This window comes from Rhodococcus sp. 14-2483-1-1, from assembly GCF_002259335.1.
In the GTDB taxonomy this organism is placed as follows: domain Bacteria; phylum Actinomycetota; class Actinomycetes; order Mycobacteriales; family Mycobacteriaceae; genus Rhodococcoides.
Window position 1 is genome coordinate 24,424 of sequence record NZ_NPFX01000006.1, and the last position, 24,618, is coordinate 49,041.

At 66.7% G+C, this 24,618-nt stretch carries 16 protein-coding genes; 12 read left to right on the forward strand and 4 right to left on the reverse strand.

What is annotated here, in order from left to right; translation table 11 throughout:
• Positions 1-28: 28 nt before the first annotated feature.
• On the reverse strand, positions 29-2,581 hold the full coding sequence (locus tag CH294_RS05190; RefSeq protein WP_094737350.1) for an IniB N-terminal domain-containing protein: 2,553 nt from the start codon (positions 2,579-2,581) through the stop codon (positions 29-31).
• 261 nt (positions 2,582-2,842) lie between these two features.
• Here CH294_RS05190 and CH294_RS05195 point away from each other — a divergent pair, with 261 nt between their 5' ends.
• From CH294_RS05195 to CH294_RS05220, 6 genes are all read left to right on the forward strand, one after another.
• Entirely contained in the window at positions 2,843-4,612 is a 1,770-nt protein-coding gene (locus tag CH294_RS05195) for an Hsp70 family protein (RefSeq protein ID WP_094737213.1), read from the forward strand.
• Positions 4,613-4,619: 7 nt separating this feature from the next.
• Positions 4,620-7,127, forward strand: a complete 2,508-nt coding sequence (locus CH294_RS05200; protein WP_094737214.1) for a helix-turn-helix transcriptional regulator — start codon at positions 4,620-4,622, stop codon at positions 7,125-7,127.
• Positions 7,128-7,186: 59 nt separating this feature from the next.
• The gene (locus CH294_RS05205) at positions 7,187-8,308 is read left to right on the forward strand and encodes a hypothetical protein (RefSeq protein ID WP_094737215.1); all 1,122 of its coding nucleotides are present in this window, start codon (positions 7,187-7,189) and stop codon (positions 8,306-8,308) included.
• A complete protein-coding gene (locus tag CH294_RS05210; protein WP_094737216.1) occupies positions 8,305-9,945 on the forward strand; it encodes an Hsp70 family protein in 1,641 nt (546 codons plus the stop codon). Before CH294_RS05205 ends, CH294_RS05210 begins: the two co-directional genes overlap by 4 nt.
• Positions 9,946-10,020: 75 nt before the next feature.
• Complete coding sequence (locus CH294_RS05215) at positions 10,021-11,319, forward strand: S1 family peptidase (protein ID WP_032405530.1); 1,299 nt, start codon at positions 10,021-10,023, stop codon at positions 11,317-11,319.
• Positions 11,320-11,396: 77 nt separating this feature from the next.
• Positions 11,397-12,524, forward strand: coding sequence for a S1 family peptidase (locus CH294_RS05220; RefSeq protein ID WP_094737217.1), 1,128 nt, complete (start codon positions 11,397-11,399; stop codon positions 12,522-12,524).
• Positions 12,525-12,588: 64 nt separating this feature from the next.
• Here CH294_RS05220 and CH294_RS05225 read toward each other — a convergent pair whose 3' ends face one another.
• The gene (locus CH294_RS05225) at positions 12,589-13,242 is read right to left on the reverse strand and encodes a hypothetical protein (protein WP_094737218.1); all 654 of its coding nucleotides are present in this window, start codon (positions 13,240-13,242) and stop codon (positions 12,589-12,591) included.
• Positions 13,243-13,833: 591 nt separating this feature from the next.
• Here CH294_RS05225 and CH294_RS05230 point away from each other — a divergent pair.
• The 3 genes from CH294_RS05230 (at position 13,834) to CH294_RS05240 (ending at position 18,748) form a co-directional block, all read left to right on the forward strand.
• Positions 13,834-17,211, forward strand: a complete 3,378-nt coding sequence (locus CH294_RS05230; RefSeq protein ID WP_094737219.1) for a (Fe-S)-binding protein — start codon at positions 13,834-13,836, stop codon at positions 17,209-17,211.
• Between the two features lie 185 nt (positions 17,212-17,396).
• On the forward strand, positions 17,397-18,317 hold the full coding sequence (locus CH294_RS05235; RefSeq protein ID WP_094737220.1) for a hypothetical protein: 921 nt from the start codon (positions 17,397-17,399) through the stop codon (positions 18,315-18,317).
• Positions 18,318-18,478: 161 nt separating this feature from the next.
• Positions 18,479-18,748, forward strand: a complete 270-nt coding sequence (locus CH294_RS05240; protein ID WP_141215907.1) for a hypothetical protein — start codon at positions 18,479-18,481, stop codon at positions 18,746-18,748.
• Here the strand turns inward: CH294_RS05240 and CH294_RS05245 are convergent.
• Entirely contained in the window at positions 18,741-20,654 is a 1,914-nt protein-coding gene (locus tag CH294_RS05245; RefSeq protein WP_094737351.1) for a prolyl oligopeptidase family serine peptidase, read from the reverse strand. The two genes, CH294_RS05240 and CH294_RS05245, sit on opposite strands and share 8 nt — an antisense overlap.
• A gap of 101 nt (positions 20,655-20,755) precedes the next feature.
• Here CH294_RS05245 and CH294_RS05250 point away from each other — a divergent pair, with 101 nt between their 5' ends.
• The gene (locus tag CH294_RS05250) at positions 20,756-20,983 is read left to right on the forward strand and encodes a DUF3263 domain-containing protein (protein ID WP_032405525.1); all 228 of its coding nucleotides are present in this window, start codon (positions 20,756-20,758) and stop codon (positions 20,981-20,983) included.
• Between the two features lie 7 nt (positions 20,984-20,990).
• Here CH294_RS05250 and CH294_RS05255 read toward each other — a convergent pair whose 3' ends face one another.
• A complete protein-coding gene (locus tag CH294_RS05255) occupies positions 20,991-21,695 on the reverse strand; it encodes an SOS response-associated peptidase (protein WP_032376197.1) in 705 nt (234 codons plus the stop codon).
• A gap of 85 nt (positions 21,696-21,780) precedes the next feature.
• Here CH294_RS05255 and CH294_RS05260 point away from each other — a divergent pair, with 85 nt between their 5' ends.
• Positions 21,781-23,031 (forward strand): pyridoxal phosphate-dependent aminotransferase, encoded by a 1,251-nt coding sequence (locus tag CH294_RS05260; protein ID WP_032376196.1) that lies wholly within the window; start codon positions 21,781-21,783, stop codon positions 23,029-23,031.
• Between the two features lie 229 nt (positions 23,032-23,260).
• A complete protein-coding gene (locus CH294_RS05265) occupies positions 23,261-24,607 on the forward strand; it encodes a YibE/F family protein (protein WP_052077959.1) in 1,347 nt (448 codons plus the stop codon).
• Positions 24,608-24,618 lie beyond the last annotated feature (11 nt).

Genomic DNA, 24,618 nt, shown 5'->3' on the forward strand with positions numbered 1-24,618 from the left:
GGGCCGTGCACTGGTGTCGCTGACCGAATCAGGGGTGCAGCGGATCGATGTCGTGATCGACCGTCACAGCGTGGCCGAGAGAATCGGCTGCCGAGTCCACCGAGCCGTGCAGGCTGCCGTCGCTGAACAGACTCGAATCGCTCTCGGCCTGTCCGAAGACGTTGGAGTCGACACTCGACCAGCCCGTGCCGGACGCGGTTGCGCCGCCGTCGAAGGAGCTGGAGTGCTCGAACGATCCCGACGCTGCACCGTTCGCGGCCGAGGAAAGGCTGCCGCCTGCATTCGCCAGTCCCTCCGCGCCGGATTCCAGACCACCGGTGACGCTGCCCGCCGCCTGGCCACCGATGTCGGCAGCGGAATCAAACCCGCCGCCCACGGACGCCGCAGCGTCGGCACCAGCATCCAAACCCGTACCCACTCCTGCACCCACGGTGGAGGCGATGCCTCCTCCGAGCGAAGCACCGGCGTCGAGTCCGCCACCGACGTTCGACGCGATCTCGCCGCCCACCGAGGTTCCCGCGTCGACCACTCCGCCTGCCGCACCTTCGAGGCCGCCGGCAACGGATCCTGCCGTATTCGCAGCTCCTTCGAGGCCTGCGCCTGCGGATGCTGCCGCGTCGATTCCGGTGCTGATGCCACCGGTCACAGCTCCTTCGAGTCCGGCTCCGGCCTGAGCCGCAGCGTCGACGCTGCCGGAAACTCCGCCGGCAACCCCGCCTGCCAGACCGCCACCGAGGCTGCCGAGGCCGGCGAGGCCACCCGACAAGCCGGCTCCCGCGTCGCCCAGGCCGGCAAGTCCGCCGGTCAGGCCCGCACCGGCATTCCCGACGGCTGCGAGGCCACCGGTGACATCCGCACCCACGTTTCCGACGGCTCCGAGGCCGCCGGTCACATCTGCGCCGACCTGGCCGAGTCCGGCCAGTCCGCCGGTCAGGCCCGCGCCCACCCCGCCGAGTCCGGCGAGTCCGCCGGTCAGGCCGGCACCCACGCCGCCCACTCCGGCCAGACCGCCCGACAGATCTGCGCCGACTCCGCCCACACCGGCGAGTGCTGCGTCGACGGTCCCCGTGAGATCGGCCCCGGCGGCTACTGCTGTATCGATCGCTCCGGACAGTCCTGCGCTCAGGTCGGCTCCGGCACCGAGTACGGCTCCGAGGTCGAGGGCTGCGCCGGTGTCGAGCACTGTGTCGAGTGCGGTGCCGAGCTGAGCTCCGGCGGTACCGCCGACGCCGAATGCGGCTCCGAGGATGCCCTCGAGGTTTCCGGTGACTCCACCGGCACCGGCAACTCCACCGGCCAGGCCGCCTGCGAGCCCGCCGGCGATGTCGCCGCCGATTCCGGCACCTGCGCCGAGGACTCCCTCCACTGCGGTGTCGAGGGCAGCGGTCAGGCCGCCGATCGCGCTGGTGTCGAGGTCCAGTGCCGTTCCGAGTGCACCGCCGACGACCGCGCCGACGCTGCCGCCCGCAGCCAGCAGGGCGTCGACATCGAGGTCTGCAAGCGCACCGGCGTCGAGGACGGCTCCGAGTGCGGTTCCGATGGATCCCGCGATGGCACCGTCGGCTGCGAACAGCCCACCGAGGCTGGCGCCGACGCCACCGGCGATGTCGCCGACCAAGGCGCCACCGGCACCGAGTGCTCCGTCCAGTGCTGCACCGACATCGGTCGTCAGATCTGCACCGACGGTGCCGAGGCCTGCAAGTGCGCCGCCGATGCCCGCGGTCAGAGCGGCACCCAGATCACCTGCGATGTCGAGGCCGGCTCCTGCACCGAGGACGGCGTCGAAGACTCCACCGAGCGCCGTGCCGAGCTCGGCTCCGACGGTTCCGCCGACTCCGAAGATCGCGCCGAGCGCGCCGCTCAGTCCACCCTGGATGTCGGCCAGTGCGCCGAGGTCGACGGCACCGGTCGCGCCGAGGGCGGCGTCGAGGGCGGCCTGCAGTTGTGCGGTGATGTCGCCGCCGATCGCTCCCCCGATGCCCGCGCCCGCTCCGAGAAGACCGGTCAACGCAGCGCCGAGACCGACGGTTCCGCCGAGCAGACCGTCGAGGTCCAGATCCAGACCTCCACCGACACCGCCGCCGATTCCGCCACCGATACCTGCGCCTGCGCCGATCAAGGCGTCGAGGGCACCACCGAATGCAGCACCGAGCTCCACGCCGATCTGGCCACCGACCGCCAGCGCGGCGGCGAGGGCTGCCTGCAGGGATGCGGCGATCTCACCCGTCACGTCGATTCCGCCGGTCAGGCTGCCGCCTGCAGCGAGTCCGCCGCCGGCGACTGCGCCTGCAGCCAGTCCGAGTCCGGCCGACAAGCCGCCGCCGAGGCTCGCGCCTCCGGCGAGTGCGCCCTCGAGGCCGGCCGATCCGCCTGCACCCAGGATGGCCGACAGCTGGCTGCCCGCTCCGGCGAACAAGCCCGACTCGGCGACCAGGGGTGCCACGGCGACGATGTCTGCGTGGGTCACGTCGCCGAGGCCGGCAGCGGCCAGCGTCGTCTCGGGGTTGGCGCAGTAGGCCGCTGCAGCCTGGTCGTCGCGCAGCAGGCTGAGAATGAAATCGAGTACGGCGTTGGTAGCCATCTGGGTCTCCTTGACGAGTGGTACTTCGTGGTTGATCACAAAGCTATGCATCGAAGAGCCCCCGCCCAACGGGGCCGATCCCCCTACTACCCCGGGGGTCGCCAGGGGGCTTTCGTTAGGGGATCTGGGCGCTTTAGGGGATTTCACTCGTTTCGCGCTCTAACCTGCTGTGAGACGTAACGAACAACGAACGCAGTCCGACAGTGCGAGTGACGGCAGTACCACTGACGGCTGGGGCGAGATGAAGGCGGCGACACCACTATGAACGCAGGGCTCGGCATACGTATCGGTTCGGTGACAGCGGCTGCTGCACTCGACACCGACCCCGTGACCTCGGTGGTCAAGCGTTCGGCACTCGATCTTCGCCCCGGTGCGGCCCCGAGCCTCGCCGAGCTGTGGGACCGATCGGCCCGCCATCTGATCAGCGGATTCGCCGACCGAGTGGGCGACCCGGTGGAACTCATCGACGACGACGGCCGCAGTCACCGCGCCGAGGATCTGTACGCCACAGCCGCTCGCGCACTCGTGGCCGAGGTGTCCGCCGGAGCCGATTCCGCCCCCACGGTCGTCGTCACCCACCCCACCCGCTGGACGGCGTACACAGCGGAGGCCCTCGGTGAGGCGCTGGACCGCGCAGGACTGGCCGATGTCACGCTGGTACCCGAGTCCGTTGCCACGATGCGCTGGCTCGAGGTGACTCGCGGAACACAGTCCGACGGCCTCGCCGTGATCTACGACCTGGGTGCCAGCGCCCTCGACGTGACCCTGATTCGGACCGGCACCGACGCGGGAGTCGTCGGCAGCGGTGTCCATTCGCAGGAATTCGGCGGTGCGCAGTTCGATCACGCGATCATGCAGTACGTCCTCGATACCGTCTCGGGAAGTCAGTCGTTCGAGTTCGATCCGTTCGACCCCGACACCGTGGGTGCGCTGGTCGAACTGCGAGCCCGGTGTGGCCAGGCCAAGGAACAACTCTCCTACGACACGTCCACCTCGCTCACTGTCGACCTGCCCAGTCTGCACACCGAGGTTCGCCTGGTGCGCTCCGAGATCGAAGAGCTGGTACGCGCATCGCTGCTGGCATCCGTGGGGGTCGTTCGGGACGCCGTGGCCGCCGCAGGACTCGAGGTCACCGACATCGACCAGGTGGTGCTCGTCGGCGGCAGCTCGGCCATCCCCCTCGTTGCCGAACTCATCTCGTCCGAACTGCGCGCCCCCGTCGTCGCCGGACCTCGTCCGGAACTGACCGTCGCGATCGGAGCCGCGATACTCGGAAGCGACATCGCCGACGCCACCGCCGCAGCAGACGCAGCGTCCCTGGCTGCGGTCCCCACGGCCTCCGTGGCCTCTGCCGCACCCACAGTTTCGGCCGCGCCGATGCCGCGCCCAACCCCCAGACCGGCACCGACGCCTACTGCCGTCGAATCCGACGCAGGCATGTCGGGCCGTAAGAAGGCCGGCCTGGTCGCCGGATCCGTGGTCGTCCTCGCGCTTCTCGCCGGCGGAGGCTTGTCGGTGGGTACAGCGTTGACCTCCGACAACACCGCTCCGGCCGAGTCCAACGCCGAGATCTCGAGCACCCAAACACCGGGAACCACCTCCGCAGTTGCGGACGCCCAGCCCACGACGGCCGCTCCCGGCGAGAACGACGCCGCTGCAGTCGGATCCGAGGGCACCCCCACCACGGTCGTCAACGCCGACGGCACGGTGACGCAGATCGATCCGGCCACCGGCGCACCGGTTGCGGGATCCCCTGCCCCCGCCGCGGCCCCTGCCGACAACGGCGCAGCAACCGTGCCGACCATCCCGTCGGTCGCGGCCCCGACGGTTCCCAGCTACCAACCACCTGCTGTGCAGGTCCCGAGCGTGCAGGTTCCCAGCTACCAAGGCCCCACTCTCGGCGATGTCGGTCAAGGCGTGGGTCAGGGGCTCGGCGGCGTGGTCGGCGGAGTCGGTGACGGGCTCGGCGGTGCGGTCGGTGGCGTCGGCGACGGGCTCGGCGGAGTCGTCGGCGGCCTGACCGGCCGCTGAGTCGACCGTGATCAGCATCCGACCATCCCTCGTCGGCGTCGAACGCGCCGATCGTTTCGTTCGTGATGCCCTCGACACCACTGGTTTTCATGTTGTCGTCGGAGTGAACGGCTCCGGTCGCTCCGCTGTTCTCGACGCGATCGCGGCGTCGGTGGATCCGCATCCGGGCAGCATCGCCGATGCACCGTCCGGCTCGACGGTTCTCGTCGACGACGCGCATCTGCTGTCGGAGCAGAGGTTGGACGAGATCGCTGCGGCGGCAACTCGCTCGGATATCACGCTGGTCGTGGCGACGGCTCCGCGCGAGTTCGACTCTCGAATCGAGAAGTTGATCGCGTCGGCCGGTTCCGGTCGACTGACTCTGGTTCCGCTGGACAAGACGTCGATCGCCGCACGAGCAGCCGCCACTGCACGGCCCATCTCAGCGGCCCTGGCCAATGCGATCGCGAAGTCCACCGGGGGAATTCTTGCCGCCGTCGACGCCGCTCTTGCCGCGCTCGGCGCAGAACTCTCCGACCCAGCTCCCCTGCGAGCGGTCTCCGAAGCCGTTGCTGCACAGCATCGTCGGATGTTGCTCGACACCGCCGACGACACTCGGGCACTGCTGCTCGCGGCTCGATTCGGTATCGCTCCTGAGCCCGCGACGGCCGCGCAGCTCGTCGCCCGCTCGAACGAGGTCGAATCTGTCGTCGACCTCGCCTGCAGCTCCGGCTTGCTCGACTCCACCGGCGCATTGGTGACGGCCGCCGAGGTTCCCTTGACCGAACTGATCGGCGATCGGCGCTGCCGCGTACTGCTCCATTCCGTCACCGACGTCGCAGCCCGATCCCGCCTGCTCGACGCCACCGCCGCGCGTGCGTTGGCGCAGCGCGGCGTCGTCCACGCCGGTTTGGCCGATTTTCTTGTACAGCAGGCAGATTCGGCGTCGGTCGAGACTGCAGGCGCGCTGTACGATGCCGCCGTCGATGCCGGTTTCGATCCGGCGGTGCTCGCCGTTCGGCGGGCCGAGGTCGCGGCCGCCGCCGGCGATCTGGACGAGGCGGGGCGCTACGCCGATGTGATCCTCGACAGCGCCGCCGTCTGCGACTCCTCGGATCTGCGGACAGCGGTTCGAGTCTCGGCCTCGATTGCCGCGCAGCGCGGAATGCTCTCCCGCAGCGCACAACTGTTCGTCTGGCTCGGCGAGGATCGACTCGGGCCCGATGGGGTGTGGGCTGCGCTGTCCGCTGCCGCAGCCGGTGATCGCGGCGGCGCGGACCGGTCGATGACCGCCGTGTCCGGCCTTGCGCCGACGTCGAGCACTGCGTCCGGCACCTTCCTGGTGGCCGGCGTCCTCGGGTCCATCGATTCTCGCAGTGCAGCCGAGTCGAGCGCTGCCGCACACTCACTGATGCGGGCAATGTCGTTGACCGGCAACGTCTCCGATCGTTCGTGTGCCACCGACACCGCCGCGGCCGTCGCGGCCCTTCATGCAGTGCACTGCGGCGACCTCGCTCGCGTCGATTCCATCCTGGCGCGGGCGCTACCGGAACGGCGTCCAGGGTCCGAGGCACACACCCGACTGATCCTCCTGGGGGCTTGGGCGTCGATGCTGCGGGGCGATGCAGCCGAGGCGAGCTCTGCGCTCGATACCCTCCGGATTCCGTTGTCCCACATGCGTAATCAGCTCTTCCTGCACGCGATCCGGGTGGGCCTGGCTCGTCGATCGGGTGACGCAGGATCGCTGATGACGGCATGGACCGGTGCACAGAACGTCATCGCCGAATACTCCGCAGATCTGTTCGCACTGCTACCTCTGGGCGAATTGCTCTTGGCTGCAACCCGACTCGGACAGGTCGACCGCGTCGAACATCTTGTGGGGCAGGCCTCCGATCTGCTCGCCGCGCTCGGAGATCCGCCCGTGTGGGCGTCGGCGCTGCACTGGTATCAGGTTCAGGCGGCCATCGTGGCGCAGACTCCCGACGCGCTGGTGCCGCACGCCAAGGCTCTCGCGGCAGCCGCTCCCACCCACCCCTACAGCGCCGCCCTCGCCGCGGCCGGTCGCGCCTGGCTCGGGGTGTTGCAGGGCAGGCCCGATCCGACCGATGTGGAGAATTCGGCACGAACGCTGACGGCGTTCGGACTGCCCTGGGACGGAGCCCGATTGGCCAGCGAGGCCGCGCTGACCGTCAGCGATACCGCGACCGCAACCGCACTGCTGCACATCGCCAGGTCGCTGCGTCAAACCGGATCGCAACCGCCCAACTCGCACCGACGCGACACTTCGGGAACCACGCCGACACCGACGGGTTCGCTGAGCGAACGCGAGGCCGAGGTCGCCGAGTTGCTCGTGCTCGGAGTCACGTACCGCGAGGTGGGCAGCCGCCTCTACATCTCCCCGAAGACCGTCGAACATCATGTGGCTCGAATACGGCGCAGGCTCGGGGCGGAGTCTCGTTCGGAGCTCATCTCGATGCTGCGCGCCATGGGATACGGAGGCTCCACCAGCGCAGCGACCGGCAGTGTAACTGTGTGAGGGCCCGAAGCGACATAACGACCGACCATCGGTAACCGATCAGAACAGGCAGCACCCCCATGACCGAGCAGCCCGGCAGTGTGAGGATCGGCACGCCGGACGTCGGCCTCCATCTGGACGACGAACGCGCCGTCGCCGCGGTGTCGCATCCCATTGCGCCCGGCCCGTCGCTGCACCTGGCGTCGCTGCACTCGACCGTGCTCAACACTCATCCCGACGGCACCGTCTCGCTCGGTGACGCACCCGACCAGAACTCCGAGTCGTACACACACTTCCTCGACTCTCTCGCCGACGGCGTCGGCGTCACCGGCAGCAGGGGCACCGTCTTTCCGGCCGAGCAGCTGACGTCGATGGCCCTGTTGTGCCTGCTCACCGAGGTGGCGTCGTCGATCGATCTGCAACCGGGCGACCTCGCCGCGGCCGCCACCTACCCGGCCCGCTGGACGGCCGATCAGGTCTTCGCGTTGCGTTCGGCGATGAATGCGCACGGCCTCGCGCACGTGTCGCTGGTGGCCGAGGCTGAGGCGCTCGCTGCGTGGAATGCGTCGGTGCGAGCGACCCTGGAGGGCCGGGACACAGCCGTCGCCGCGGCGCGCGGTGCTGCGATTCTGGCCTCGGAATTCCCCGTCGACGCCGTCACCGAACGGATCGCGGTGCTGTCCCCCACACGATCCGACCGTCGCCCGCTGTTCGCGGCGGCGGCATTCGCCTCGGCGTTGATCGTCGGCGCGTCCCTGATCGCGCTTCAGCTGGGGACCTCCACCGACACGACGGTGCCCACCATCGGCAACGCCCAGCTGATACCGCCGACGACGTCGTCCGGGACCGGAGCCGGTGGCCCGATCGATTTCCCGACCGTCGTCGTGGAGCCGGCCGCCGAGATCGCCCCGGTCGCACCTCTTCCGCTGGAAACTACCGAAGAAACGAGCCCGGCCGAAACCTCCGAGAACCCTCGAAGCAAGCCGGACCCGACCGAGATCGACACCCGCCCGGCGCTCGAAACGCCCGAGAGCAGAGACCGCGAAGAACCGCGTGAGACCATCGATCCGGTCGAACCCGAACCGGAGGTTCCGGTCGAGGAACCGGCCGACGACACCGGCGAGACGACCGAACCGGATTCGACCGAACCACAACCCGTGACCGAGCAGGCACGTGACGCAGCGACAGAGGGAACTCGATGAGCGGTGCGGGGCATCTCGGAATCACCGTCGGCAACACCAGGTCGGTGGCGGTCCACCGCGTCCGCGCCGACGACGAGCCGACGGTCGTCGTAGTACCGACAACTCTGAGATTCGACGAGGACGGTCGCGCCCATCTCGGCGAACCCGCCGACACCGCGCCCTTCACCCGGTTCGTGGACCTGGTCGGTCAGCAGGAAGACCTCGAACCCGACGCCGCCGCGTACCGCGCCGAGGACCTGATGGCCAACGCGGCCAATTGCCTCGTCACCATGATGTCTTCGGCAACCGAGTCGGCCGACGCACCCGTCACGACCATGACGTACCCGACGCGATGGCCGCGCGAGAGCGTAGCGCTGCTGCGTGATGCGCTCGATCACGCCGGTCTCACCGCAATCGCACTGGTGCCCGACGCGAGAGCCGCCAGCACCTTCGCGCAGCGCAACCCCGGCACGGCCGCCACGGTGATCGACATCGGTGCCACCGGCACCGACATCTCGACGTATCCCGGAGGCGGAACGGTTCGCACCACCGCCGTCAGCGGAGACGTGTTCACCGACGCACTGTTCGATCATGTGGTGACCGATCGCGAGCACATCGATCTGTCCGACGCGGCAGTCCTGGCCGCCCTCACCGGCGTCGTTGCCTCCTGCGAGGCAGCCAAACATGCGCTCAGCACGGACGAGCAGGCCACCATCTCGGTCGATCTGCCGGGCCTGTCGCAGTCCACGACCGTGACGCGAGCCGAGTTCGCCGAGCTGGTCGCGCCTTCGGTCCGCACCCTCGACGTGCCGCAGACCGGGACCGTGGTGCTCACCGGAGGCAGCGCCGAACTGGAGTCGGTGGCGGCGGAGATTGCCGAACGGACGTCGGGCCGGCTGGTTGTCGAGCCACTCGCAGCGCCCCGAGGCGCTTTGCTGCTGGCCGAGGTCGACGATGTCGACGGCAATTCTCTCGTCACCGGTGCCGCGCCGATCGTCACCCGCAACGACGGCACCGATTCGCTCGACACCGACGCCATTCCTGTTGTCCCGCCGGAGAAGTCCCTCGCCTTCTCCGAGGCCCTGCCGGCGGTGGCACCGATGTTCGAGCCCTCGGAGTTCCGGTCCCACCCGGTCGAACCGGCCGAGGAGAACGCGTCGAACACCGGTGACGTGCCGGCTGTTCTTGCCCCGGCTGTCGCGTCCGCCGAGGCGAAGAAAGAACGCAGCGAACGCTCGCGCACCATCACCACCGTCATTGCCGGTGCTGCGGCGGGCGTGGTGATCGTGCTGGCGATCGCGGCAGTCAGCGGCGTGTTCGGCAGTTCGCCGGCCCCGACGCCCCCGGCCGTCACCGACGCGGGCTCGCCGGTCGTCACCTCGACCCGCACGCCGTCGACCACTACCGTCACTCCCGCTCCGGCCGTCGTCGTGCCGGAGGAGGTCGACGAACCGACGTACGAGCCGTACACCCCGCCCCAACCCACACCGCTGCCTGCGCCGCCGCCGGCACCGATCCCCACGCCCCCGCCCGTGGTCGCCACCACCGTCCCGGTGCCGACCACGACCCCGGTGACGACCACCCCGGCCGCGACGACCACAACGACAGCTACCACCACCACGACGACAACCACAACGACGACGGCAGCTCAGCCCTGACCTGCACAAACACTGGTTCAGCGACTGATGCCCTAGGGTGGGGCGCTGATACCAGGCACCCGATGAAGGGATTTCATGCGTAACACCGGGGCTCTGCGTGCTGCAGTGCTGTGCTCGACGGCTTTCCTACTGTTCGCTTCGTTCTCCGGAACAGCGGCCGCCGAGCCCGTCGTCCAATCTCCCGCCGATCGGCTTCCCGCAGAACTCGTCGAGGCCGTGCAGCGCGATCTGAAGATCTCTCCGCAGGAGTATCTCGATCGAGCCGCTCGTGCGCAGGAACTGTCCGCCTACGCATCGGACTTCCGTGCCAGCCGCCCCGCCGATTTCGCCGGCGCATGGATCGGACCCGACGGCAACGCCGTCGTCGCCGTCACCTCCCCTGCCGCAGCACAGGCAGTGGCCAAGGACGGATATGCCACCGCTCAGTCACCGGTGTCGGCGGACGGGCTGGAGAAATCGCTCGCAGACCTCAACGGCTGGATCGCCGGCCTCCCCCGTGAGATCTCCGAGCAGATCAACGGAACGGCCATCGATTTCATCGACAACCAGGTCGTCATCGACCTGGTGAACAGCCCGATCGGTAGCGCGCTCAACCTGCCGACGCTGCTGGCCAACATCAAGGTCATCCTCTCCCCTGGCGGAAACAAGCCGGTCGACCCGACTCCCATGGGCGGCGACACCTATGTCACCAGCACCGGGCCCATCGCCGATGCTCCGACCACCGACATCAGCATCTGTTCGTTCGGATTCAACGCCGTCGACAAGTCCGGCGAAGCCGTCAATTTGACTGCCGGACACTGCAATCCGAACAAGGCGACCGGAGCCGGCGGCGCACCGGTGTACCTTCCCGATCCGGCGGACATTGCGCGTAGCACCCAGATCGGGTCGTTCGATCGGTCGAGCCTGGGCGCACAGGACGGCCTCGACTGGTCGGTGATCGCCCTGAACGACAGCGGCATTGCGTCCGGCCTCGACCGTCCCACCGTCCGCGGAGCCAACGGCAGCACCGTCACGATCACCGGAACCGCAGCACCCGTGATCGGAGCGCCGGTCTGCAAGTCCGGTCAGTCGTCGTCGTTCACGTGTGGCGTTGTTGCCGCCGACCGCGTCGAGACACAGCTCTACATGGAGGACGGCACCTCCCGCACGGTTCGTGGGTTCGCCAGTACCGCGTGCACTCTGGCGGGCGACAGCGGTGGTGCCATCGTGACGGGAACACTCGCGCTCGGAATCACCAGCGGATCCAACAGCGGTGGCGCGCCCGATTGCAACGAGGCGAACCTGGCGTTGGCGCAGTACGGCGGCACCGCGAGCCTGGGCATTCCCATCGATCAGGTCGTCGACGCAACCGAATCCACCCTGCGAACCGAGTAAGCCAGTAGGTCGACAGCTGCGCACCCCCTATAGTCGTGAACGGCATCACATCGCGGATGCCTTGGGGGAGGGGTTTCATGCGTCGCCGTGCGCTGGGGTTGTCGTTGGTTGCAGTGTCGTGCCTGATCACGATGGCGGTGTCTGCTCCTGTCGCCACTGCCGCGCCCGTGGTGAGCGCAGATCAGGTGCTGCCGCCCGACTTGGCCGACGCCGTTGCCCGTGATCTCGCGTTGAATCCGCAACAGTTCCTCGACCGAGCCGACGCGGCTCGCCGATTGGCAGAGTTCGCTTCCGCCGTCGGTTCCGAAGCTGTCACGGGTACCTGGCTCGATGCGGACGGTCGGCCTGTCGTCGCGGTTGCGGACGGCCCCACCCACGCCGAGGTGGCCGACGCCGCATCGGCCAACGGATTCGTAACGGTCGCCCCCGGGATAGAGATCCCGCAGGGAGTGCGCGACGCCGTCGACCCGATGCTGGAGTTGCTTCCCTTCGACCTCGCGCCCACTGCCGGTCCGATTCGTGCCAGTTCCTATCTCGGAGGAGACAGCTTCCTCGCGGGCACCCCGGCCGGCCTCGGTCTGCGTTGCTCACTCGGATTCAATGCCGTCGACCCGACGCGTGGTTCGGTCAACATCACTGCGGGCCATTGCAATCCGGGCGCAGCCGACACCGGTTCCGCAGCGTCGACAGGCGCATATCCGATGTACGGGAGCCTCGTCGGGTCGAAGTTCGGCTCGTTCTACCGAACCAGCCAGTCGCACAACGATTACGCCTTGATCGACATCGACGACGCCAACGTCGGAGAATTCGAGAGCAATGCGGTGCGAGTGCCCGGCTCGGGACCGCTGCACGTCACCGGAACGGTGGATCCCATCGTGGGTGCACCGGTGTGCAAGTCCGGTTCCAGAACCGGATTCAGTTGCGGCACAATCCTGTCCACGGGCCAGAACGTCGCCATGGGTGAGGCCGTCATGGACCGTAGCTTCTCGACTTCCATCTGCGCTCTCCGCGGCGACAGCGGTGGACCGATCGTCAGCGGCACCCTCGCCGTCGGCATCGCCAGCGCATCGAATGTCGGCGATCAACCGTCGTGCGAAATCGCGATGGTGTTCAGCATGCTGCAGGGCCAGCGACCCGAACTGTTCGCCACCCCCATCAACGATGTGCTGGCCGAGAACCCCGGACTGACGGTTCGCACGTCGTAGCCGTACTGACGCACAAAAAACCCGCACCCTCGACGAGAGTGCGGGTTTTTGTGTGGAACGTTGCTTACTTTGCCCAGACCGTGGTGCCGGGTGCCGCATTCAGCGTGTTGAGCAAGTCGATGCCTGCAACAACGAGAGTCGGGCCGCCGGCGGTGATGGTGCCGATGACTCCACCAACGCCTGCACCCGTTACCAATCCCGCGATGCAACCGGCGGCCAGAGTCACGACGCAACCGATCGCCGCACCGATCGCGGTTCCTGTCAATCCGCCGATAGCGGTTGCAATACCGAGCTGCGAGGAGAAGTTCTGCTGTGCCGCGAGGTTCTCCTCGGGCGATGCGACGGTCGTGGCACCGATGCTGCGCGAGTTGGCCGATACCTTCGTGAAGTCGAGGTTCGGGACCAGGCGCAGGGTCTTGCCGTTGTCATCGACGTTCTGCTCGTACGGGAAGTTCAGGCCGCCCAAGTTGAACGAGAGCGGGAGCGTCACCAGAATCTTGTCGGCGGCGTCGAGGACGTCGACCGTCTTGCCGTCGTCGGCAACCTTGAAGACGCCCGCATCGATGGTGGTGACGATGGTGCGGTCTTCGAGCTCGACGGAGTAGTTCGTGTCGGGGGTCGTCGAGCTGGAATCGGGCTGTGCGTAAGCGGTTCCGCTGGCCAGACCCATAGCCGCTGCTACGAGGGCCGAAGTGACGACCAGTTTGCTGAGTTTCATGTGGAGTTCTGTTCCGTTTCTGTGCATGGAGTGCTTGGCAGTACCGCTAGGCAACCGTCAAACGCAAAGTCACCCCGATGACCCTTTTGCGACTTTTGGTGCGACCGAAGTGTAGCGCACGAATCGTACCGTTCGTTGTCCTTTTGCAACTACTCCGACACCTATCAGTTACCAACTGTCACAAACATTTTCGATTTCCGGTGCACACGGGGCCGTGGGGGCTCACCATGTCGCGAAAAATGTCGTTCGATCGGTCGAATACAGCCCGGAAAGGGTCACCGGCTCCCACACGGAATCGGGCCCACCGCAGCGACGATCCGGCAACACAAAGGACAGGTAAGGACTGCCTTCTCGACAGCACGTGAGAGGCCTACGCCTAACGTGATCCGCGAGACAACCTACTGACGAGTTCAGCCCGCCCGTCGGATGGCCTCATTTCGACGCCCACCAGCGTCGCTCGTCCGATCGATGCTAAGTTACCCATCAGTACAGTTACATTGCTACTGGCTAGTAACTTAGGCCGTCATCCTGCTCGACGGGTTGAACCAGCGGTAGCTGTCCCAGCTGCCACCTACAGCGAAAGGCCACGACATGAACGCCCTGACGATCACGTTGGGCACAGTCGGTGCTCTGCTCAGCCTCGTGTGTTGGTACGCCTTCATTCGTGGGGCCCTGCGCATGTTCAACATCGTGAGGCTGGGTCAGCCGGCACCCGACCGTTGGCGACCGATCGTCCCCCGCTTCAAGCAGATGATCATCGAGTTCGCCGCCCACACCAAGATGGTCAAGTTCCGTACCGTCGGCTGGGCGCACTGGCTGGTGATGATCGGCTTCATGGTCGGGTCCGTGTTCTGGTTCGAGGCCTACGGACAGACGTTCAACCCCGAGTTCCACTGGCCCATCGTCGGCGACACCGCGATCTACCACCTGATGGACGAGATTCTCGGGCTCGGCACGGTCATCGGCATCACCACGCTGATCATCATTCGCCAGCTCAACCACCCGCGTAAGCCCGAGCGTCAGTCGCGCTTCGCCGGCTCCGGGTTCAAGGCCGCCTACTTCGTCGAGGCCGTCGTGCTCATCGAGGGCCTGGGCATGGTGTTCGTCAAGGCGGGCAAGATCGCCACGTACGGACACTCGAACCCGTACACCGACTTCTTCACGATGCGCCTCGCCGAGCTGCTGCCGGCCAACTCCAACATGGTCTCGATCTTTGCGCTGATCAAGCTGATGTCCGGCATGATCTGGCTCTACATCGTGGGCACCCGCATCAACTGGGGCGTCGCGTGGCACCGCTTCACCGCGTTCCCGAACATCTACTTCAAGCGCATGGACGACGGCACCGTGGCCCTCGGACCGGCCAAGCCGATGATGTCCGGCGGCAAGGTCCTCGAGATGGAAGAGGCCGATCCCGACGTCGACGCGTTCGGCGCAGGCAAGATCGAGGACTTCAGCTGGAAGGGCTGGCTCGACTTCACCACGTGCACCGAGTGCGGCCGCTGCCAGTCGCAGTGCCCCGCGTGGAACACCGGCAAGCCCCTCTCCCCCAAGCTGCTGATCATGTCGCTGCGCGACCACAGCCACGCCAAAGCTCCCTACCTGCTTGCCGGTGGCAAGAAGGACATGGCCGGTGACGAGGTCGGACTCGTCGATGCAGAAGGCAACGTCGACCAGAAGGCGCTCGACGCCATTCCGCAGTCCGCCCGGGACGAGGCCGATCGCAAGCTCGTCGCCGACGCCATCGAGGGCGGCATCATCGACCCCGAGGTACTGTGGAGCTGCACCACCTGTGGTGCCTGCGTCGAGCAGTGCCCGGTGGACATCGAGCACGTCGACCACATCATCGACATGCGCCGCTACCAGGTGCTCATCGAATCCGAGTTCCCGTCCGAGCTCGCAGGTCTGTTCAAGAACCTCGAGAACAAGGGCAACCCGTGGGGCCAGAACTCCAAGGACCGGCTCAACTGGATCAACGAGATGGACTTCGACATCCCGGTCTTCGGCCAGGACGCCGACTCGTTCCAGGACTACGAATACCTCTTCTGGGTCGGCTGTGCCGGTGCCTACGAGGACCGCGCGAAGAAGACCACGAAGGCCGTCGCCGAGCTGCTCGCCACCGCAGGTGTGAAGTTCATGGTGCTCGGTGCCGATGAGACCTGCACCGGCGACTCCGCTCGCCGTGCGGGCAACGAGTTCCTGTTCCAGCAGCTCGCGATGCAGAACATCGAAACGCTGAACAACGTGTTCGACGGTGTCGAGCAGACCAAGCGCAAGATCGTCGTCACCTGCGCCCACTGCTTCAACGCACTCGGCAACGAGTACCCGCAGGTCGGCGGCGACTACGACGTGGTGCACCACACGCAGCTGCTCAACCGCCTCGTGCGCCAGAAGAAGCTGATCCCGGTGGCCTCGGTCAGCCAGGACATCACGTACCACGATCCGTGCTACCTCGGCCGTCACAACAAGGTGTACGACGCTCCGCGTGAGCTCATGGCCGCGTCGGGCTCCAACCTCAAGGAGATGCCGCGTCACGGTGAGCGTTCCATGTGCTGTGGTGCCGGTGGCGCTCGCATGTGGATGGAAGAGAACATCGGCAAGCGCATCAACATCGACCGGGTCGACGAGGCACTCGCGACCAACCCGAAGAAGATCGCCACCGGTTGCCCGTTCTGCCGCGTCATGCTCACCGACGGTGTCACTGCCCGGCAGGAAGGCGGCGCGCACGAGGGCGTCGAGGTTGTCGATGTCGCGCAGCTGATGCTCGAGTCGATCACCCGCGTCGAGTCCTCGGTGCTGGCCGAGAACATCAAGGTCATCCCGCGTGAGCGCACTCCGGAGGAGAAGCTCGAAACCGAAAAGGCGATGGAGGTCGAAGAGGCCGAGCGCATCGCACCCGTCGAAGAGCCTGCCGAGGCGAAGACCGCTCCGGCAGCTCCCGCTCCCAAGGCCGGCGGCGGACTGAAGATGAAGGGTCTGGCCAAGGCACCAGGGGCGAAGGCACCCGGTTCCGCTGCCAAGGCCGACACCGCCGAGCCTGACACCGAAGGGGCCGCTCCCGCCGACGCTGCTCCGAAGCCGAAGGGTCTCGGAATGGCCGGAGGCAAGGCACCCGGTGGCAAGGGTCTGCAGATGAAGGGCAAGGCTCCCGGCGCGAAGGCGGCCGCCCCGGCACCTGCCGACGCTCCCGCGGCCACCGAAGCACCTGCTCCCTCAGAGGCCTCGGAGTCGACCCCCACCGTCAAGCCCAAGGGTCTGGCCGTGAAGTCGGGCTTCAAGAAGCCGGGAGCCAAGGCACCGGGCAAGCCCGCCGAGGCTGCACCGGCTGCTGCGGCACCTGCCCCCGAGACCGCGAGCGAATCCGCGGAATCAGGCGCTGCGGCAAGCGAATCCAAGCCGACCGTCCAGCCCAAGGGCCTGGCCGTGAAGTCCGGATTCAAGAAGCCGGGAGCCAAGACCGCGAGTGCCCCTGCGGCGAAAGCTCCGGCTGCCGAGGCACCTGCTGCTGAGGCATCTGCTTCCGAGGCACCTGTTGCCGAGGCCGCGACCTCGGAAGCACCCGCCGCCGCAGAGCCCGCTGCAACGAATTCCGCTGCAGCAGAATCCAAGCCGACCGTCCAGCCCAAGGGCCTGGCCGTGAAGTCCGGATTCAAGAAGCCAGGCGCACGGACACCGGGTGCGGCGGCCGCTGCACCTGCGGCGACACCAGCCGAGCCGGCAAAAGCGGAGCCGGAGAAGGCCGAGCCGACCCCGGAAGCCGAGGCACCGGTGGCCGAAGCACCGGTAGCCGACGCACCGACTACCGAGGCACCAGCGGCCGAGGCACCGGAAGCAGAGGCACCGGAAGCAGAAGAGTCGGACACTGCAGCCGATGCGGCGTCCAGCGGTTCGGATGATCGGACTCCGCCCAAGCCGAAGGCCGGTGGACTCGGATTCGCTCCGGGAGCCAAGGTTCCGGGTCGCCGAAAGTAACCTCACACCCTTTTTACCGACTGCGCGCCCCCGCTCACCTCAGAGCAGGGGCGCGCAGTCGTCAGTAGGGATGTGAGGTCCCCGGCCACGCTGTGCACAGGCACCGTTATCCACAGGCACTTCAGTTATCCACAATCAGGCACAGGGGGCTTGTCCAAAGCGATTGCGCTGGCGAGCATTCCTGCATGACCCGCATCGTCTCGCGATCCGACGCTCTCGCCCGCGGCACCTCCGACGCCGAATTGCAGCGGTACTGCCGAACGCGGGCCTGGCGTCGACTGCGACCCGGACGGTTCGTGAGCAGGACACAGTTCGACTCGCTCACAACGGAGGAGAAGCACCGCGTCATCGCGGAGGCTGTGTTCGACGCGACCACCTCACCCGACGCAGTCGTCAGTCATGTGAGCGCGGCCGTCTTTCACGGTCTCGACGTGTGGAATGCCGATCTGAGCCGAGTGCACATCACGCGCAATCGCGCCCGTGGTGGTGGGCGCAGCAGCGCCGTCAGAAGTCTGCACACGTCTCCCTACACGGACGAGGAAGTCACGACCTTCGACGGTGTGCTGGTTACGGGGCTCGCGCGAACCGTCGCCGATTGCGCTCGCACTCTTCCGTTCGAGACGGCGGTGTGCATTGCGGATGTCGCCGCGCGAACCGCAGGTGTGACCGTGGAACAGATTGTTGCAGTGCTGGATTCATGCCCGAACCATCCCGGGAATCGGATGGCCCGCAAGGTTGCGCGATTCATGGACGGCCGGTCCGAGAGTGTGGGTGAATCGCGTACCCGGGTGTTGCTGCATCACCTGGGTCACACCCCACAGCTGCAGGTACCGATCACAGATTCCCGTGGCTTCGTCGGGCGCGTGGACTTCGACCTGCCCGAGATCGAGACCGTGCTCGAATTCGACGGCAAGGTGAAGTACGCACGCTATGTGCCGGAAGGAAGGTCCGCGGCGGACGTGGTGTGGGAAGAGAAGCGTCGCGAGGATCGCATTCGCGCAACCGGCCGTCAGGTAGTGCGCATCGCCTGGGCAGACCTCGACCGTCCCCAACTGGTCGATCGGATGATTCTCGACGCTGCCGAGCGCGCCCGAAACCGTAAGTGAGCGCCTCTTCTACCGACTGCGCGCCCCCGCTCACGTCGGAGCAGGGGCGCGCACCCTGCAAATGCGGCGTGAAGCTCCTGTCGCACCCCCGCGACGTGGACGAATCGGGCACCGTGAGTATGGTCGGAAACGCACGGCATACCCGACAAGTAGGAGCAGGCATGACCGACGACGCGGACAAGCTCTGGCGACGCTACGACGCGTGGTGGGCGGCGTTGACCCCCGACGACCGAGCACACGTCGAGAAGTGTTGCGAATCGGGCCGCACCGACGAGCGCCTCTGCGCACTGATCCTCGAGAACGACGGCCCGTCGAAGGCCGCGTTCGAGGCAGGCAGCAAGTTGTCCGTGGGCAACAGCAAGTACTGCGCCATCCCCAGCGCGCTGCTCGAGTTTCTCGAGGCGAAGCGCGCACACCCGCCACTCAGCTAGGGGGACGCCACAGCTCCAGCTCGGGGATTCCGGGCGGCGTGAATCCCATGACCTGGCCGTAGAAGGACAGTTCGGACTCTCGTGCGTTCACCTGAGTCTCGAGTTTGCGGAATCCGTGCGACTCGCCTGCGTAGGCGAGGTATGCGTGCGGAATTCCTTTCTGCACCATGGCGTCTCGGAATCGCTCGGCCTGTGACGGCGGCACGATCGGATCGTCCAGTCCTTGCAACAACAGCACCGGGCACGAGAGTCCGTCGACGTTGTTGACCGGTGCACGGGTTCGGTACAGGTCGATGGCCTCGGGCAAGGGTCCGATGAGACCGTCGATGTAACGGGATTCGAAGTCGTGGGTCTCGGCGACGAACAGCTCGAGCTCGGCGACACCGAAATACGAAGCCCCGCATGCGAATACATCCGAAGACGTCAGTGCTGCCAACACCGTCCAACCACCTGCGGAGCCACCTTCGATGGCCAACCGGCGCGGGTCGGCAAGGCCGCTGTCGGCGAGCCCCTGCACGGCGGCGATGGTGTCTTCCACGTCGACGACGCCCCACTGCCCGCGCAGGCGATTGCGGTATTCGCGGCCGTACCCGCTCGACCCGCCGTAGTTCACATCCACGACGCCGATGCCGCGGCTGGTGAAGTACGCGAACAGCGGGTTCAGTGCGGGTGCCACGTGTGCCGTGGGGCCGCCGTGCACGAACGCGACGTACGGCGGGAGTTCCCCGTCGAGCCCTTCGTACGACGGGTTGCGCGGCGCATAGGCGATGGCGTGCACCTCGCGGTTCGGTCCATGGAACGTCACCTGACGTCCCTCCGGCAAGTACGCACCGTCGGGGACGGACTCGAAACCCGAACGCACAGGCGTGAGTCCACGGGTTTCGAGATCGAGTGCGAACAGCCCGCTCGCCACCTGCGCGCCACCGCCCTTGATCAACACGGTCGATCCACGGCGCCCACCGAGACCTACCGACGTCACACCCTCGAGCGCGATGTCGTCCAGAGTGCCGGATGCAGGGTCGAGCACGGCGAGGGTGTCGGTACCGACGGTCCGCACGGTCAGCAGCTTTCCGTCGCCCAGCACCTTGTACCAACTCGATCCGAGTCGCCACAGCGGGGCCCCGAAATCGGCGTCGAGCGTCAGCAGCGGCGCTAGAGCTCCATCGAGAGTGACCGAATACAGGTTCCACCAACCACTTCGGTCGCTGATGACGTACAACAGTTGGTCGTCGATCCACTCCGGCTGCATCACCGATTCCTCGGTCGAACCCAGCAGCACCGTCCAGGACGACGGATCGGCCAGCAAAGCCACGCGCAGTTCGGTTCCGTCCCAGGGCATCTGCGGATGGTTCCACGCTATCCAAGCGATGCGGGTGCCATCGGGCGACAAGCGCGGGAACGCAAGAAAGTCCGAGCCCGCCACCAACGAGCGCACTCCGCCGCCGCTCAGGTCGATCGCCACGATGTCTCGCGATACCGCACCGGCGTCGTGCATCTCACGGACGGCGATGACGTCGTTACCGACCACCGACAATTCGGCGTACCGGATGCTCGACGCCACAGCCGGTTTCGGAGTCAGCGGCACGGGTGACCCGCCGGGGGTGAGGCGATAGACGCGTTGATCGGAGAACTCGGCGAACACCAGGTCGCCGTCTGCCGTCGCAGTCCATGCCCCGCCGCCGTATTCGTGTACTCGGGTGCGGGCGTTGAACGGTGCGGGCAGAATCGGCTGCACTTCTCCATCGACGTGGCGACAGATCGCCGTCCGACCTTGTTCGGCAGGTCGCAGTTCCGACCACCAGATCTCGTCGCCGACGTAGCGACCGCCCTCGACGGGATGGCCCGCGGACGACAGGTCTGCTGCAGTGATGGGCGAAGGCCAGGATCCGAAGGCGAGTGCAGTCACGAGCTCCACCCTAGTGAACTGACGTGGCCGTAACGCGTTGTTCACCGGCCCTTCAACAGTGACCCGGATGATGGAGGACAAGCAGCAGTAGGGGGAACACCATGCGCCGGACCACTACCCAATCGGTGGACCACGAGATTCTGACATTCGGCCGAACCTGGCAGGGATACGGCGGCGGCAGCGACGAGGACATCTACGTCGCATTCGGTGTCGACGGGCGTACCTATTTCCAGCGGCTGCGTCGTATTCTCGATTCGCCGGTGGCCGAGGATCTGTCCCCCGACGAGCGGGCGGCGATCCTCGACATCTGCCGAACGAGACTCACCTGAGCCACCGTCACACCGGCGTCAACAGTTCCGGGCTGTTGTTCTTGACGCTGTTCACCGCGGTACTCACCTCGTAGGGCGCGAGCCGGGGTTCCGGGATTGCCGCCAACATGTCCTGCACCGCGCCCAGGTCGGTCACGGTGGGATCGAGCCAGCTCGCGCGGAGATCCGGTGGGAGCACGACCGGCGAGCGATCGTGGATGTGGCCGAGCGCATCGGCTGCCGGCGAGGTGAGGACGGTGACCGACCAGACCCAGCGGTTTTCGTCGTCGTCTGCTTTGGTGGGGTCTCGCCAGAGTTCGTACAGGCCTGCCATCGCAAGCACGCCTTCCGTATGCAGGAAGTACGGCACTTTGCCCCCGTCGCGCTTCTCCCACTCGTAGTACCCGTCCGCAGGCACGATGCAGCGTCGACGGCTCGCGGCCTTCTTGAACGACGGCTTCTCGGTGATGGTCTCCGACCTGGCGTTGATCAGCCGGGAACCGATTTTCGCGTCCTTCGCCCAGGAGGGGATCAGACCCCAGCGCACCGAACGCAGTTGCCGCACGGCGTCGGACTCCGGCTCGTCCTTGGGTGCGCGTTCGAGCACCGTACGCACCGTCTGCGTCGGGGCCACGTTGTACGACGGCGGCACCTCCTCGCCCACTGTTTCGGCGATGTCGAACACCGCCTGGAGGTCGGTGTCACTCCGGGTACTGGCATACCGTCCGCACATGAGTCGATTGTTCCACTCGCCACCGACAACCCGGCCGAAACAACCTTGTGGAAACCGACACCGCTCGCCTGGCACGATATGACGGGTGACCACTCCACAGATCAACTCCCAGCCGCGTTACCGCACGTTGCAGCAGTCGACCAAGCTGCAGAACGTGCTGTACGAGATCCGTGGACCGGTACACGCCCATGCCGCCCGACTCGAAGCCGAGGGGCACCGCATCCTCAAGCTCAACATCGGTAATCCGGCTCCGTTCGGCTTCGAGGCCCCCGACGTGATCGTGCGAGACATGATCGCCGCACTGCCCGTCGCCCAGGGTTACTCGGAGTCGAAGGGCATTCTGTCGGCGCGACGTGCCATCGTCACCCGCTACGAGCTCGAACCGGGTTTCCCCGAGCTCGACGTCGACGACATCTATCTCGGTAACGGGGTGTCCGAGCTCATCACGATGACGATGCAGGCGTTGCTCGACGACGGTGACGAGGTGCTGATCCCGGCCCCGGACTACCCGCTGTGGACGGCGATGACGACGCTGTCCGGTGGCAAGGCCGTGCACTACATGTGCGACGAGGAGAACGGGTGGAATCCCGATCTGGCCGACATCGAGTCGAAGATCACTCCCAAGACCGTCGCCCTGCTGGTGATCAACCCCAACAATCCGACCGGCGCGGTGTACTCGAAGGAAGTTCTGCAGGGCATCGTCGATCTGGCGCGCAAGCACCAGCTGTTGTTGCTCGCGGACGAGATCTACGACCGCATTCTCTACGACGACGCGCAGCACACCTCGCTGGCGAGCCTGGCTCCCGATCTGCTGTGCCTGACCTACAACGGGCTGTCCAAGGCGTATCGCGTGGCCGGCTACCGCGCGGGATGGCTCGCGATCACCGGGCCGAAGAAGCACGCAGCGGGGTTCATCGAGGGAATCGACCTGCTCGCGTCGACGCGGCTGTGCCCCAATGTGCCTGCGCAGCATGCCATTCAGGTCGCGCTCGGTGGTTACCAGAGCATCGAGGATCTGATCCTGCCCGGCGGACGCCTGCTCGAGCAGCGTGACGTCGCATGGGAGAAACTCAACGCGATTCATGGCGTCTCGTGCGTCAAGCCGCGGGGAGCGCTGTACGCGTTTCCGCGACTCGATCCCGAAGTGCACGAAATCTACGACGACGAAAAACTGGTGCAGGATCTGTTGCTACAGGAGAAAATCCTCGTGGTTCAGGGGACCGGCTTCAACTGGCCCGGTCACGATCACGTGCGCATCGTGACTCTGCCTTGGGCACGAGATCTGGCTGTGGCGATCGAAAGGTTCGGCAACTTTCTCGCTTCCTACAAGCAGTGACGTCGAAAGTTACGCTCGAGTAGTTGAAAGTGACGCAAGAAACTTGGGCGGGAGCGCGCCCCGCGGCCGAATGATCTGTAGATTGGCGGACGGCACTTCGGTGCCCGCGAGCCCTGGTCGTCCCCTCCCCCCCGGGTCGGTCAGGTGGTGGCGGGGGACGCCCCCCCTGCTCCCCGCCACCGAGCTCCTCGCATCGGCCACCGAGATGGCCCCGTACTAGCCTTGCACCGTGGAACCACACGGCAATCATCCCGACGGCACCAAGCCGGGCCTCGACTCCCATGTGGGCCACGGTCACGGACACAGCGACAGTCCGGTGCCGCTCGGCCCGGTCGCCGCCAAGGTCGTCGTCGGACTGCTCGTCGTCATCGGTATAGCCGTCATCGCCGGTGCATTCGCGCTGTGGCCCAGCAAACAGAACATCGACATCCCACTGCCGTTCCAGACCTCGGGCGGAGGTGCGGTGTCCACCGAGGCGGGCACCATCACTTCGCAGAGCATCGGGCCATGCGGGAGTCCCGACGCAGGCAGAGCGTTCACCGGCAACCCGACGCCTGCGGTCAACGACTCGTACGAATGTCAGCGCAGCATCGTCGACATCACCTCTGGCCAGGACGCGGGCAAGCGGACGGTGCTCGAGATCGCGCCGGGTCCCGGCCAACCGACGCTGAGCGCCGGTGAGGACATCCGACTGGTTCTGCAGGCAGATCCTTCCGGTGGAATCCGCTACTCCTTCAACGACTATTCCCGCGGACTTCCGCTCGGGTTGATCGTCGGCGTGTTCGCAGTGGTCATCTGCGTCGTTGCCCGCTGGCGGGGATTCCGCGCGCTGGTCGGCCTACTCATTGCGTTCGCCGTGCTGGTGGTGTTCATGTTGCCGGCTCTGCTCGACGGCGCACCCGCCATTCCCGTCGCTCTCGTCGCCGGTGCGGTGATCCTCTACGCCGTGCTGTATCTGGCGCACGGGGTGAATCTGCGCACCAGCTCGGCGCTACTGGGCACACTGACCTCGATGGGCCTGGCCGCAGTCCTGTCGTACGTCGCGATTCGGATGACGCACCTGACCGGGTTGTCGGAGGAACAGAACACCGCGGTGCAGACGTACATCGGCACCGTCAGTGTCACGGGGCTGCTGTTGGCCGGCTTCATCATCGGCTCGCTCGGTGTGCTCAACGACGTGACGATCACTCAGGCCTCGGCGGCCTTCGAGTTGGCATCGGTCGACGAGACCGCGTCGCGGCGCGAGATCTTCACCGCCGCGATGCGGGTGGGGCGCGATCACATCGCCAGTACCGTCTACACCCTCGTACTCGCCTACGCCGGTGGCGCGCTGCCGCTGCTGTTGCTCTTCAGCGTCGCCGATCGGTCGATTCAGGACGTGTTGACCGGCGACGCCGTGTCGATCGAAATAGTCAGATCCTCCGTGGGCGGTGTAGCCCTCGCGTTGTCGGTGCCCCTCACCACCGCGATCGCCGTGCTGCTCGCCCGGCCGATCAACTCGTCCAGAAAAGGCGCGTCGTCGTCGCGGACGCCCAAGCCCGCTCGATCGCGGGGCTCGGGTCGCCACAGCGCGTAGAGCGGCTTCGC